At 67.0% G+C, this 12,126-nt stretch carries 12 protein-coding genes; 7 read left to right on the top strand and 5 right to left on the bottom strand.

Features of this window, described 5'->3' with window-relative positions:
• Window positions 1-19: 19 nt before the first annotated feature.
• Together gcvH and gcvT are read right to left on the bottom strand one after the other, a co-directional pair.
• The gene (gene gcvH, locus KY501_RS07440; RefSeq protein ID WP_224361963.1) at window positions 20-406 is read right to left on the bottom strand and encodes a glycine cleavage system protein GcvH; all 387 of its coding nucleotides are present in this window, start codon (window positions 404-406) and stop codon (window positions 20-22) included.
• 21 nt (window positions 407-427) lie between these two features.
• Window positions 428-1,513, bottom strand: coding sequence for a glycine cleavage system aminomethyltransferase GcvT (gcvT, locus tag KY501_RS07435; protein ID WP_224361962.1), 1,086 nt, complete (start codon window positions 1,511-1,513; stop codon window positions 428-430).
• A gap of 100 nt (window positions 1,514-1,613) precedes the next feature.
• Between gcvT and metF the strand changes: the two genes are divergently transcribed.
• Complete coding sequence (gene metF, locus KY501_RS07430) at window positions 1,614-2,486, top strand: methylenetetrahydrofolate reductase [NAD(P)H] (RefSeq protein ID WP_224361961.1); 873 nt, start codon at window positions 1,614-1,616, stop codon at window positions 2,484-2,486.
• Entirely contained in the window at window positions 2,483-2,905 is a 423-nt protein-coding gene (locus KY501_RS07425) for a hypothetical protein (protein WP_224361960.1), read from the top strand. Before metF ends, KY501_RS07425 begins: the two co-directional genes overlap by 4 nt.
• An 8-nt stretch (window positions 2,906-2,913) precedes the next feature.
• Here KY501_RS07425 and KY501_RS07420 read toward each other — a convergent pair whose 3' ends face one another.
• From KY501_RS07420 to folD, 3 genes are all read right to left on the bottom strand, one after another.
• The gene (locus tag KY501_RS07420; RefSeq protein ID WP_224361959.1) at window positions 2,914-5,019 is read right to left on the bottom strand and encodes a sensor histidine kinase; all 2,106 of its coding nucleotides are present in this window, start codon (window positions 5,017-5,019) and stop codon (window positions 2,914-2,916) included.
• Window positions 5,020-5,200: 181 nt separating this feature from the next.
• Complete coding sequence (locus KY501_RS07415) at window positions 5,201-6,133, bottom strand: ADP-ribosylglycohydrolase family protein (RefSeq protein ID WP_224361958.1); 933 nt, start codon at window positions 6,131-6,133, stop codon at window positions 5,201-5,203.
• The gene (gene folD, locus KY501_RS07410; RefSeq protein ID WP_224361957.1) at window positions 6,133-6,978 is read right to left on the bottom strand and encodes a bifunctional methylenetetrahydrofolate dehydrogenase/methenyltetrahydrofolate cyclohydrolase FolD; all 846 of its coding nucleotides are present in this window, start codon (window positions 6,976-6,978) and stop codon (window positions 6,133-6,135) included. The genes KY501_RS07415 and folD overlap by 1 nt, the downstream gene beginning before the upstream one ends.
• Before the next feature lie 89 nt (window positions 6,979-7,067).
• Here folD and KY501_RS07405 point away from each other — a divergent pair, with 89 nt between their 5' ends.
• The 5 genes from KY501_RS07405 (at window position 7,068) to KY501_RS07385 (ending at window position 12,096) form a co-directional block, all read left to right on the top strand.
• A complete protein-coding gene (locus KY501_RS07405; RefSeq protein ID WP_255636137.1) occupies window positions 7,068-7,847 on the top strand; it encodes a TerB family tellurite resistance protein in 780 nt (259 codons plus the stop codon).
• Between the two features lie 39 nt (window positions 7,848-7,886).
• Window positions 7,887-8,570, top strand: coding sequence for a Smr/MutS family protein (locus KY501_RS07400; RefSeq protein WP_224361954.1), 684 nt, complete (start codon window positions 7,887-7,889; stop codon window positions 8,568-8,570).
• Between the two features lie 36 nt (window positions 8,571-8,606).
• Window positions 8,607-9,602 (top strand): amidohydrolase family protein, encoded by a 996-nt coding sequence (locus tag KY501_RS07395; protein ID WP_224361952.1) that lies wholly within the window; start codon window positions 8,607-8,609, stop codon window positions 9,600-9,602.
• 29 nt (window positions 9,603-9,631) lie between these two features.
• On the top strand, window positions 9,632-10,735 hold the full coding sequence (locus KY501_RS07390; RefSeq protein ID WP_224361950.1) for a quinone-dependent dihydroorotate dehydrogenase: 1,104 nt from the start codon (window positions 9,632-9,634) through the stop codon (window positions 10,733-10,735).
• A 119-nt stretch (window positions 10,736-10,854) separates the two neighbouring features.
• Entirely contained in the window at window positions 10,855-12,096 is a 1,242-nt protein-coding gene (locus KY501_RS07385) for a copper amine oxidase (RefSeq protein WP_224361948.1), read from the top strand.
• The last annotated feature ends 30 nt before the right edge of the window (window positions 12,097-12,126 follow it).

The following is a 12,126-nucleotide window of genomic DNA, read 5'->3' as shown; positions in this document are numbered from 1 at the left end:
ATTCAGTGCGCCAAGGGGGCTACTCGTTCTTCAGCAGCTCGCCGTAGGCCTTGGCATCCAAGAGATTGCCCAGTTGCTTGGGATCCGAGGGTTCGACCTCGATGATCCACCCATCGCCGTACGGATCATCGTTCACCGTGTCCGGCTGCTCAGTCAGCTCGTCGTTTACCTTCACCACCTTGCCGCTGATGGGGGCAAACAGCTCGGACACGGCCTTGGTGGACTCGATGACACCGAACTGCTCGCCCTCGGTGATGGTGGAGCCCACCTTGGGCAGCTCCACATAGACCACGTCGCCCAGGGACTGCTGGGCATGGGCCGTCACACCTACGACGACGACGCTGCCCTGTTGGCGCGCCCACTCGTGATCCTTGGTGTACTTCAGCTCGGCGGGAATGTCGGACATGGGTTGTTCCTCGAAAGGGGGCTACGGCTTCTTCCAGAAAGGCGTCTTGACCACCTGTGCGGGCACCGGCCGGCCGCGAATGTCCACATCGAAGGTGGAGCCCTCGGCGGAGAGCTCGGCCGGCACGTAGCCGATGCCAATCGGCTTCTTCACGGAGGGCCCCATCGTACCGCTCGTCACCTCGCCCACCTTCTGCCCGCCCTTCATGATGGAGTAGCCGTGGCGCGGAATGCCGCTGCCGGTGATCTCGAAGCCCACGAGCTTGCGCTTCAACCCTTCGGCCTTCTGCCTCTGCAAGGCATCCTTGCCGATGAAGCCGCCCGGCTTGTCGAGCTTCACGATCCAGCCCAGGCCCGCCTCCAGCGCGGTGTGCGCGTCGTCGATGTCATTGCCGTAGAGCGCGTACTTCATCTCCGTGCGCAGGCTGTCTCGAGCCCCCAGGCCGCACGGTTTCACGCCGTCCGCCTGGCCCTCCTGCAGCAGCGCGTTCCACAGCTTCTCCGCCTCGTTGGCGGCGCAGTACAGCTCGAAGCCGTCCTCACCCGTGTAGCCGGTGCGCGAGATGATGCACTTCACGCCCGCCACCTCGCCCTCCGTGAAGCGGTAGGTGCCCACCTTGGACAGGTCCGCCTTCGTCAGCCGCTGAACCAGGCCGGGGGCCTTCGGGCCCTGCACGGCGATCTGCGCGAACTCGTCACTGCGATCCACCGGCTTCACACCCTGGGCATGGGACTGCATCCAGGCGAAATCCTTCTCCCGGTTGGAGGAGTTGACACAGATGAAGATGCGCTCGGGCGAGAAGCGGTAGGCGACGATGTCGTCCACGAAGGTGCCCTGCTCCGTGAGCAGGCCCGAGTACAGCGCCTGCCCGTCCGCGCACCGGGTCAGATCATTGGAGATGAGATGGTTGACCGTCTCAAGGGCCCCCTGGCCGCGGAACTCGATCTCGCCCATGTGGGAGACGTCGAACAGCCCCACGGCGTTGCGCACCGCCTCGTGCTCGCCGATGACGGAGGTGTACTGCACGGGCATGTCCCAACCTACGAAGTCGACCATCCGAGCGCCCAGCTTCCGATGGGCCTCGTTCAGGGGCGTGCGCCGGGGCATTGTCTTCTCCTCTAGAGGGGTGGGGGGTAAAAGCGGGCGGACTATAGCCGCGCACCTCTTCCAATCAAGGCATTCGGGGACCGGCTACACTGGGCTCAATATGAAGATTCGTAATCGCTTGAATCCTTCCAACCCGTGCTTCTCCTTCGAGTTCTTCCCGCCCAAGACGGACGAGGGCACGGAGAACCTGTTGAAGGCGCTGGAAGATCTGGCGCCGCTGGAGCCCGGCTTTGTCTCGGTCACGTACGGAGCGGGCGGGAGCACGCGCGACAGGACGCTGGATCTCGTCACCCGTATCAAGAAGACCACCGGCATCGAGGCCATGGCTCACCTCACCTGCGTGGGGCACAGCCAGGCAGAGCTGCACGAGGTGCTCAAGCGCCTGGCCGAGGCGAAGGTCGAGAACGTGCTGCCCCTGCGCGGCGATCCCCCCCGGGGGCAGACGAACTTCGAGCCCACGCCGGGAGGCTTCCACTACGCCTCGGAGCTGGTGCAATTCATCCGAGAAGAGGATTTCAACTTCTGCCTGGGCGGGGCGTGCTATCCGGAGGGCCACGTGGACACGGCCTCGCGTGACGCGGACCTCCAGAACCTCAAGGCCAAGGTGGACGCGGGGCTGGACTTCCTCATCACCCAGCTCTTCTTCGACAACGCCTTCTACTTCGACTTCGTGGAGCGGGCCCGCCGCATCGGCATCAACGTTCCCATCGTCCCCGGCATCATGCCCATCACCAACTTCGAGCAGGTCCACCGCTTCACCCGCATGTGCGGCGCCACCGTGCCCATGCGCCTGGGGCTGCAGCTCGAGCGCGTCAAGGACCAGCCCGAGGCCGTCATGCAGCTCGGCGTGGCGCACGCCACCGTGCAGTGCATGGAGCTGCTGGCGCGCGGCGTGCCCGGCATCCACTTCTACACGCTCAACAAGTCCCCGGCGACGCGGATGATCGTAGGCGCGCTGAGGGCTCGATCATGAGCGGTCCCGGGCTCAACCTGCCCCGGAGCGATCCGCGCTTCCCCGCCCTGAGGCTGGTCCGCGCCCCGGCTTTCCTGCTGCTGTGCGTCGGAGCGCTCAACCTCATCATGTGCATCATCCTGCTGGGGCTGGCGGGCCTCACCATGGCGGGAGTGCTCACGGCGGAGCGGTTGACCGCGCTGAAAGAGTTCTCGCCGTCGTCCTTCCTGCTGCCGGCCGCCGCCGCCATCATCTGCGGCGTGCTCTCCATCTGGGGCGCCCTGAGCGCGCTGAACCTGCGCGGCTACGGGCTGGTCATCGTGGGAGCCATCACCGCCTCCTTCTGCCTGTCGCCCACCGTCTGCGTGGGCATCCCGGCGACGTGCTGGATGCTCTTCATCCTCAGCAACCCCGAGGTGAAGAAGGCCTTCACGGCCTGACGGCAGGCTCAGGTCAGGCGAGGCAGCTCGACGGTGAACGTCGTCCCCTCCGCCTCCGTGGAGCGCACGGACACCGCTCCTCCGTGCGCCTGGACGATCTGCTGGACGATGTAGAGCCCCAGGCCCACGCTCCTACCCGAGCGCTCCGTGTCATGGGAGCCCCGCTTCATCGCCTCGAAGAGGTGCGGGAGCAACTCCTCGGGGATGGGGCGACCCCGGTTGTGGACCTCGATCAGCACCGCCTCGTGCTCGGCCCGAGTGCTCACTCGGACCGGCGTGTCAGGTGCCCCGTAGCGCAGCGCGTTGGTCACCAGGTTGGTGACCACCTGGGCCAGCCGATCCGGATCCCACTCGCCCAACCCGTCGCCCCCGTGGCTGGCGTGGAGAGCCCTCTCCGGCCACGCGGCCTGGCTCTCTTCCAACACCTGGCGCACCAGCTCGTGCAGGTTGGTCGTCCGGCGTTGGATCCGGATGCCTCCGCCCAACCGCGCCTGGGTGAAGTCCAGCAGATCCCCGATGAGCCGGTTGGCGCGCTCCGCGCTGGAGAGGATCCGCGAGGCGCCCTTGAAGGCCCGCTCGCCCAGCCCGTCCTGCTTGAGCAGCATCTGGGCCGACATGAGGATGGCGCTCACCGGGTTGCGCAGATCGTGGCTCACGATGCCGATCAGCTGCTGCTCGAACTGAGCCCGCCGCCGAGCCTGCTGCTCCAGCGCCTCGGCGCGCTGGCGGGCCCGGACCAGCTCCGTCACATCCACCGCGTGCGTGAGCAACCCGTCCACTCGGCCCTGCGCGTCGTGGATCGGCTGGTACACCAGGTTGAGGAAGGCCTCCTCCAGCGTGCCGTCTCCGCGCCGATCCAGGGACACCGGGTACTCATGGCCCACGAAGGGCTCACCGGTCTGCAGCACCCGGAGGAGGACCTCCAGATATCCCGGCTGCTGGAACAGCTCAGGCTGCGCCTCTCGCAGGGGCTTGCCCACCAGCCCCGTGCGCCCGGAGAACTTCTCGTAGAGCGGGTTGGCGAACTCGAAGACGAAGTCCGTGCCCCGCATGATGGCGATCGCCGCGGGCGCCTGCGTCACCAGGGCATGCAGGCGAGCGCGCTCGTTCTCGGCCTCGGCGCGGGACTCCTTCTCTCGCGTGAGCAGCCGCGCATTCTGGATGGCCAGGGACGCCCGGTCCGCCAACTCCTCCAGGAAGACGAGATCCGTCGGGCCGAAGGGCCGCTCCCCATCCTCGCGAGACACCTGCAGCGTGCCGATGATCCGTCCGTGCTCCCGAAGCGGCACCAGCATCAGCGTGCGCGGAGTGAAGCGCGCGGTATAGGCGCGGTGGGCCTCGGGCAAGGCTACCAGCAGCTCCTCGCGAGAGACTCGCGGCAGCAGGAGCGACTGTCCCGTGCGCACCACCATTCCCGTGAGGCCCTCGCCCACCGAGTGCGATGCCCGCTCCACCAACCCCTCGAGCACCTTCCGCGCCTCGGAGTCCGAATGGTAGGCCGCCGCGGGCATGACCTCCTGCCCGTTCTCGGTGAGCAGGAAGAGCGCGCACGCTCCGTCGATGATCGTGGCCACCAAGCGAACGATGGCGTTGACGAGGCTCCGCAGATCAGCGCTGGCCTCGGAGAAGACATGCGAAGCCTCCGCGAGGATGAAGAGCCGCTGGGCCGCGGTCTCCGCCTCGGCACGGGCGTGGCGCTCCCGCTCCAACAACTCACCACGCTGCTGCTCGGCGCGCCGCTGCTCCCGCAGATCCTCGACGTAGATGCACACTCCGAGAATGACGGAGTCGCTCCGGACCGGATAGTAGCTGGCGCGCGAGTAATGGGACTCCGGCGAAGCGCCCGCGGCATCCCACTCCACCTCGATGTTCTCCAGCGCATGTCCCGTGGCCAGGACGTGCTCGATCCGACGGATGGTGGCCTTTGTCGACTCCGAGTCCGCGGGGAGCACCTCGTCAAGCCTTCGGCCGTGGTGTTCGCTGGCTGGCAGGCCGTTCATGGCCGCCAGCGCCTTGTTCACGCGCTGGTAGCACAGTCCGGTATCCACGAAGGCGATGCCGATGGGGGCGTGCCAGAGCGCTTCGAGCCCCGCGAGGGCCGCACTCGCTGCCACGTCCTGCCACGGAATTGGAGAAGCTATGGAGTAGGCACTCACGCGTGATCGTCCCGACCGGGAAAACTCTTAGCATCCACGAGGCTTCCGCCTCAGATGCCCCCTGGGGTACGCGTCACCTTTCCGACAGGATCTCTGTTCAGCCTGCCATCTCTCCAAGCAGCCAGACGTGCGAAGTGTTCTAGATCCGCTGGATCAACTCCGAGAGCATCGGCTCGACGAGTTCCTGGCCTCGCAACGCCGAGCGCCACCGCTCGGGGATGGCCTGGATGCCGTCGCGCAGTCCCGCGATGCCGCCCGCTACCGCGGCGGTGGTATCGGTGTCATGCCCGAGCGCCACGGCAGCCTTCACCGCACCTTCATAGGTAGCTTCCGCGCGCACGCAGTCCCGAGCCGAGACCAGGCAATCGACCACATAGCCTGATCCATTCCCTGGCTCGGGCCGATCCGGGCGGATGTGGAACTCCAGCTCCGCGTGGGCCTCGAGCGGATCGGGGTACAGGCGGCGAAAGGTGGCCAGCGCCTCGGCCCAGGGATCCGACGCGCCCTCGAGCGTCCTCCGAGCCCAGAGGCAATACAACGCGCAGCACACCTGGGAGCGCAAGTGCCCGTGCGTCACCAGGGACTGGGTCATGGCATCGCGCACGAGAACCTGATCATCCCCGGTGTGCCACAGCGCCAGCGGCAGCACCCGCATCAACGAGCCGTTCCCGTTGTCCCGCTCCCCCTTGGGGCCAGACAGGAGCGCGGGAGTCCCCGAGCGAAAGGTCCGCAGGGCGTTGCTCGTCTGCACGCCCACGTCGAAGACCTCGTAGTCCACGGCCATGTAGCCCAGCTCGTACCAGTTCCAGAGCCGGCGACCGAGGTCCTCGGGATCGAGCTTCTTCCGATACAGGAGCGAAGCCAGGAGGCACAGCGCATGGGCCCCGTCATCGGACCACGTCCCAGGAGCCACTCCCGAGTGCGCGCGATGGAAGCCGGCAGGCGGCTCGAACTCGATCTGCTCGCGGGGAGGAATCTGCTCGGCTGGGTGGAACTCATAAGGGACACCGAGTGCGTCTCCAATGAGCAGCCCGTACAGCCCTCCCTTGATCCGCTCCTCACGCGTCGGCATTACACGCCCCCCGTGGCGGCGATGATCGTGTTGCGCATCAGCATGGCGATCGTCATCGGCCCCACGCCGCCAGGGACCGGAGTGATGGCGGACGCGCGCTGCGAGGCGCTCTGGAAGTCCACATCCCCCACGAGCTTCCCATCGGCCCTGCGGTTCTGCCCCACGTCGATGACGACCGCGCCGGGCTTGATCCACTCGCCCTGGATGAGCTCCGGCACGCCCACCGCGACGACGAGGATGTCCGCCATGGCCACCTCGCGAGGCAGATCGCTCTTGCGGTGGCAGATCGTCACCGTGGCGTCCGCCTGGAGCAGCATCAGCGCCTGGGGCTTGCCCACGATGTTGCTGCGCCCCACCACTACGGCCCGCTTGCCGGCGATCTCGCACTTCGCCTCTTCCAGCAGCCGCATCACCCCGAACGGAGTGCAGGGCCTCAGCCCCGGCTTGCCGAGAGACAACAGGCCCGCGTTGATGGGGTGGAAGCCATCCACGTCCTTCTCGGGGCTCACCGTGGCGATGACCCGCTCCGCGTCGATGTGCCGAGGCAGCGGGAGCTGAACGAGGATGCCGTGCACCGCCGGGTCCGCGTTGAGCTTCTGCACCAGCGCCAACAGCTCGTCCTGGAAGATGCTCGCCTCCAGGTGGTGCTCCCAGGAGTTGAACCCGAGCTCCTCGGCCGCCTTCTTCTTCCCGGTGACGTAGATCTTCGAGGCAGGGTCCTCTCCCACCCGGATCACGGCAAGCCCCGGAGTCAACTCCCGCTGCGCCTTGAGGCGCTCGACCTCCACCTTCACCTCCGCCCTCACCCGAGCTGCCACTGCCTTGCCATCAATCAACTGAGCCATGAACGGACGAACTCTATGCCAAACTGCTCCAGCAAGGGGTGAACGCGGCCGTGGCGCCAGGAAAAGTGCTCGGAGCAATCGTGGGCTTGATGCTGGGTCTCTGGATCGGAGGCCCGTGGGCCATCGTCCTGCTCACCTTCGTGGGTGGGCTGGCCGGCCACTACTACGACAACACCCACGCCATGCCCGCCTCCAACCCGCTCGAGCAACTCGAGGAGGCCGGGCTCGTCTCGAAGGACGACCCGCCGCCCGAGCCCGTGACCCAGGAGGCCATCGACGCCCACGCCCAGGAGCACTTCGCTCGCCACCTCTGCGCCCTCTTCATCGAGGTGGCCCGGGTGGATGGAGAGGTGTCTCGGGACGAGGTGCGCGTGGTGCGCGAGTACTTCCAGGACGAGCTGAAGTATGGCCCCGAGGCCCTCGACACGGTCCGCCTGTACCTCAAGGAGTTCCTCCAGCAGCCCCCACCGCTGGAGGAGTCCATCGCCGCGTGCCGGGACGAGCTGCCCACCTCGGACCGCCTGCTGCTGGTAGACACCCTGTACCAGCTGGCGCTCGTGGACGGCGCCCTCCAGCGCTCCGAGCAGGAGGCCCTGCGCCAGATCGTCAAGGGGCTCGGCCTGAGCGAGGAGGACCGGCGCGCCATCACCGCGCGCTACCTGGGCACGGGCCACACCGAGTACGCGAGGCTCGGGCTGAACCCGGGGGCCTCGGACGCCGAGGTGAAGCGGGCCTACCGCCAGCTCGCCGCCGCCCACCATCCGGATCGCGTCGCCCACCTGGGCCCGGGAGCAGTCGAGCAAGCCACCCGGCGCTTCCAGGAGCTTCAGGATGCATACGAGATGATTCGCCGCCTGCGCGGACTGTAGCGCGTGGTTAAACCTGGAACTGGCACCCGTGGAGAGACAGTGAGCCAACGCAACGGTCCCCCCAAGAAGAAGGAAGAGGCCTTCCACAACAACCCCTTCAAGGACGCCATCAAGGCCATCCAGAAGAAGCCCCCGGAGCCTCCGACGAAGGCCAAGGCCCCTCCCCCTCCTCCATCCAGGAAGAAGCCCGCCCCCGAGGAGGATGATGCCTCGCTCTTCTACTCGGCCATGGATGGCGTCCAGCAGCTCACCAACCGCGGCGAAGCCCCCGCGCCCAACCCGCGCCTGCCCGAGATCATCGACGAGAATGCCGAGGCGCTCGCCCAGCTCTCGGAGCTCGTCTCCAGCGATGGCGACTTCGACATCTCGGACTCCTCCGAGTTCATCGAGGGAGCCAGCCCCGGCATCGATCGCAACCTGCTGCGCGCACTGCGTCGTGGAGACTTCTCGCTCCAGGGCCGCCTGGACCTGCACGGCATGACGCAGGTGGAGGCCCGGGACTCCCTGGAACGTTTCCTGACGGACAGCCGCCGGGCAGGCAAGCGGTGCGTCCTCATCGTCCACGGCCGAGGTTTGCATTCCAAGGACCAGATCCCGGTGCTCAAGGCGCAGCTGAAGGGGTGGCTGAGCCAGAAGCGCATCGGGAGGATGGTGCTGGCGTTCGCCTCGGCCAAACCCCAGGACGGCGGCTCCGGAGCCGTCTACGTGTTGCTCCGAAGGTAGCTGGACGCCCGGGCGGCTCTGTGCATACATACCGCCATGGCTCGCGACCTCATTGATCTTCATATTCATGTGGGCGGCGCCGTGGCGCCCCACATCCTCTGGTCCATCGCGCACCAGCAGGGCTTCAAGCTCCCGGTCAAAAACTACTTCGACTTCGTGGAACTCATCACCTCGCGTCCCGGCAAGGTGGGGAGCCTCGAGGATTATCTGAAGATCCTCCACACGTGGACGGAGAAGATCCAGTCGTCCCCCAGCGCCATCGAGCGCTCGGTGTACGAGGTGATTGGCAAGGAGTACCGCGGCAGCCGGGTGACGCAGATCGAACTGCGCTTCAACCCGATGAAGCGCAACCTCAACTCCGAGCTGGACCTGGATCACATCATCCACGCCGCGCTGCGAGGCATGGATCGCGCCATGCTGGAGTACGGCGTGAAGGTGGGCCTGATCTTCTGCCTGGCGCGCGAGTTCGATCACCCGCTCAACACCATCCTGGTGGAGAAGGCCATCAAGTACCGCACCCGTGGCGTGTACGGCATCGACCTGGCGGGCACGGAGAAGAACGCGCTCGAGCTGCGGCCCGAAGTGGTGAGCCAGTACGAGGATCTCTTCGGGAGGGCGCGCAAGGGAGGCCTCAAGTGCACCGTGCACACCGGCGAGACGAAGGGCACCGGCGCCGAGGGCGTGATGGCGGTGGTCGAGCGCCTCAAGCCCCACCGCATCGGCCACGGCATCCGCGCCGCGTATGACGAGGCCGCGATGAAGCTGCTGCGCGAGCGGGACGTAGTGCTGGAGCTGTGTCCCACCTCCAACCTTCACACCAAGGCCGTGGAAGGTCTGGACGAGCTGCGCCACATCATCAAGACGTTCTGGGACCGGCGGGTGAAGTTCACCATCAACACCGATGGCCCCTATCTCCTGGAGACGGACATGCGCCGGGAGATCGATCTGGTGGAGAAGAACGGCATCCTCACCCCCGAGCAGGTGGATCAGACGCTCGCGTGGGCGCGGCAGTACTCGTTCATCCCCGGTTGAAGCGGGCGGCCCTCGTGTAAAAGGGCCGCATGTACCGACTCCTCCGCTCGCTCCTGTTCATGCTGGCCCCCGAGAGTGCCCACCGCCTGGGCATGCTCGCACTGCGAGTGCTCGGGGCGTGGGCGGGCCTGTGCCGGTGGCTCCGGGCGCGTGCTCTCCGCGAAGCCTCGACGGAGCTCGCAGTGGAAGTGGCCGGCATGCGCTTCGAGCATCCGCTCGCGCTGGCCGCCGGGCTCGACAAGGACGCGGAGGCCATTGATGGCCTGTTCTCCTGCGGCTTCGCGGCGGTGGAGATCGGAACCGTCACCCCGCGCCCCCAGCCGGGCAACCCGCGCCCGCGCCTCTTCCGGCTCCCCGAGCACCGCGCCCTCATCAACCGCATGGGCTTCAACAACCACGGTGCCGCCGTGGCCGCCGAGCACCTGCGCTCGCGAGCCTGGAACCCCGGCCCCCTGGGCGTGAACCTGGGCAAGAACAAGGACACACCGCTGGAGCAGGCCGTGGACGACTACGTGGCCTGCGTGGACGCGCTGGCGCCGCTCGGGGACTACGTCGTCGTCAATGCCAGCTCTCCCAACACGCCGGGCCTGCGCAAACTCCAGGAGCCCGAACAGCTCACGGCCCTGCTGCGCGCGGTGAAGGAGCGTCTGGAGCGCGTAGCTCCCGGCAAGCCCCTGTTCCTGAAGATCGCTCCGGATCTTACGCCCGAGGCGGTGGACGAGGTGGTGGACGTAGCCCGCGCGTGTGGACTCTCGGGGCTGATCGCCACCAACACCACCATCGCCCGTCCCTTCGAGCATCCGCTAGCGAAGGAGGCAGGCGGCCTGTCCGGGGCTCCGGTGCGAGAGCCCTCCAACGCCGTCATCCGGCGCGCCTGGCAGCGCAGCGGGGGTGCTCTTCCCATCATCGGTGTGGGGGGCGTCTTCACCGCGCAGGACGTGTACGAGAAGCTCCGAGCCGGCGCCTCCGTCGTCCAGGCCTATACCGGCTTCATCTACGAGGGCCCAGGCATGGTGCGGCGGATCATCCGAGAGCTGGGTCCCCTGCTCGCCCGGGATGGTTTCCGCTCTGTCCGAGAGGCCATCGGTGCGGATCACCGCGATCCGGTCCCCGCCGATTCCAAGGTGTCCTAACGAAGAAGCCCTCTGTCCTGAGCCGCGCGGAGGGCTGCCCTTTGCTGCCCGATGGCGCGTACGAGCGCCGTCCATAACTCCTCCCCCACGCTCGCGGTCATCCGCAGCAGGGGGGGAACATGGCTGGATCTCGCGTCGTCCCAGGGCTCGTGGGGCTCGTGGTGGTGCTCGGCTTTGCGAAGGTGGCGGAGGCTCAAGGGTGCTCCCCGGCGGCTTGCACCGGTTACACCCAGATTGATCAAACCTTCACCTCGGGCACACGGTGGCAGTTCACCGTGCAGAGCTGTCCGTGCGAGGGGCTCGTCATCGGCATGGCCAGCTTCACGCCCCGAGGAGGCATGACCCGGCTGGTGCTCGCCGAGGGGAGCATCTCGGAGATCCATGTCCCCTACGTCACGGGCAGCCCGCGCCCCCTCGACGTCACCAACGCGGGGCTGGGCTTCAACGCCCTCGCGCTGTCCCCCTCCGAATGCGCGGGCGGAACGCTGCTGGCCAACAACCTGATCTGCAAGAACGTCGACGATCGCGGCTACGCCTGGAAGTACATGAACACCTTCCAGATGGGAGAGAGCGTCTCGGTGAGCATGGCCTCGCAGCTCGGCGAGTACACGTACATCAACCGCTGGGAGTTCCATGACGACGGCACCATCATGCCCAAGCTGGGGCTGGCGGGCCGGCTCCAGCGCGTCATCTCAGGCGCAGCCTATGCGGCCTACGGCACCCGCCTGGACTCCGAAGCCAACGCGACGCCGGCTTATGGCATCTCCCACCTGCACAACGTCTATTACCGGCTCGACTTCGACATCGGGGGTCCGGCGAACGACGCCGTGGAGAGGATGACCTTCCAGCCGTCCACGGCCCCCTCTCCCGACGGCTCCTGCGCCGCACCAGGCTCCTGCGGCATCAACGTCATGACGCACATCCCCACCGAGACCGGTGAGGATCTCGTCCCGTCGAGCTACACCTCGTGGTTCATCTACGACAAGGCGATCACCAACAGCGAGGGGCGCCACATCGGCTACGAGCTCATGCCCAACATCCAGGGGCTATGGGCGGGCCAGGCCACCACCTCGGAGCCCTGGGCCGCGCACGAGTTCTGGGTCACCCGCTACAACGGCTGCGAATCGCTCGCGGTGGGCAACTTCACCCCGCACATCGACTCAAGCTGCAGCTCCGCTCCCTCGAACGTGAGCGCCATGGTCAACGGGCAATCCGTGGACGGACAGGACCTGGTGGTCTGGTACATCAACCGGCACTTCCACATGCCGCGGGACGAGGACCAGAACAACATGCCCATCAAGTGGATGTCCTTCTCCCTCCAGCCGCGGAGCTTCCACACCAAGAGCCCGCTCGACCCCTGAGTCCATCCGGCGTCCGTGCCCCGAGGCCCG

The organism is Hyalangium versicolor (assembly GCF_020103695.1).
GTDB lineage: Bacteria > Myxococcota > Myxococcia > Myxococcales > Myxococcaceae > Hyalangium > Hyalangium versicolor.
Note: the sequence above shows the minus strand (reverse complement) of the source record. Positions and strands in the feature narration are given on the sequence as shown.

What these genes read in the sequence shown, in the direction of transcription:
- gcvH (WP_224361963.1), bottom strand. Translation starts at nt 406, where the DNA reads ATGTCCGACATTCCCGCCGAGCTGAAGTACACCAAGGATCACGAGTGG.
- gcvT (WP_224361962.1), bottom strand. Translation starts at nt 1,513, where the DNA reads ATGCCCCGGCGCACGCCCCTGAACGAGGCCCATCGGAAGCTGGGCGCT.
- metF (WP_224361961.1), top strand. Translation starts at nt 1,614, where the DNA reads ATGAAGATTCGTAATCGCTTGAATCCTTCCAACCCGTGCTTCTCCTTC.
- KY501_RS07425 (WP_224361960.1), top strand. Translation starts at nt 2,483, where the DNA reads ATGAGCGGTCCCGGGCTCAACCTGCCCCGGAGCGATCCGCGCTTCCCC.
- KY501_RS07415 (WP_224361958.1), bottom strand. Translation starts at nt 6,133, where the DNA reads ATGCCGACGCGTGAGGAGCGGATCAAGGGAGGGCTGTACGGGCTGCTC.
- folD (WP_224361957.1), bottom strand. Translation starts at nt 6,978, where the DNA reads ATGGCTCAGTTGATTGATGGCAAGGCAGTGGCAGCTCGGGTGAGGGCG.
- KY501_RS07405 (WP_255636137.1), top strand. Translation starts at nt 7,068, where the DNA reads ATGCTGGGTCTCTGGATCGGAGGCCCGTGGGCCATCGTCCTGCTCACC.
- KY501_RS07395 (WP_224361952.1), top strand. Translation starts at nt 8,607, where the DNA reads ATGGCTCGCGACCTCATTGATCTTCATATTCATGTGGGCGGCGCCGTG.
- KY501_RS07390 (WP_224361950.1), top strand. Translation starts at nt 9,632, where the DNA reads ATGTACCGACTCCTCCGCTCGCTCCTGTTCATGCTGGCCCCCGAGAGT.
- KY501_RS07385 (WP_224361948.1), top strand. Translation starts at nt 10,855, where the DNA reads ATGGCTGGATCTCGCGTCGTCCCAGGGCTCGTGGGGCTCGTGGTGGTG.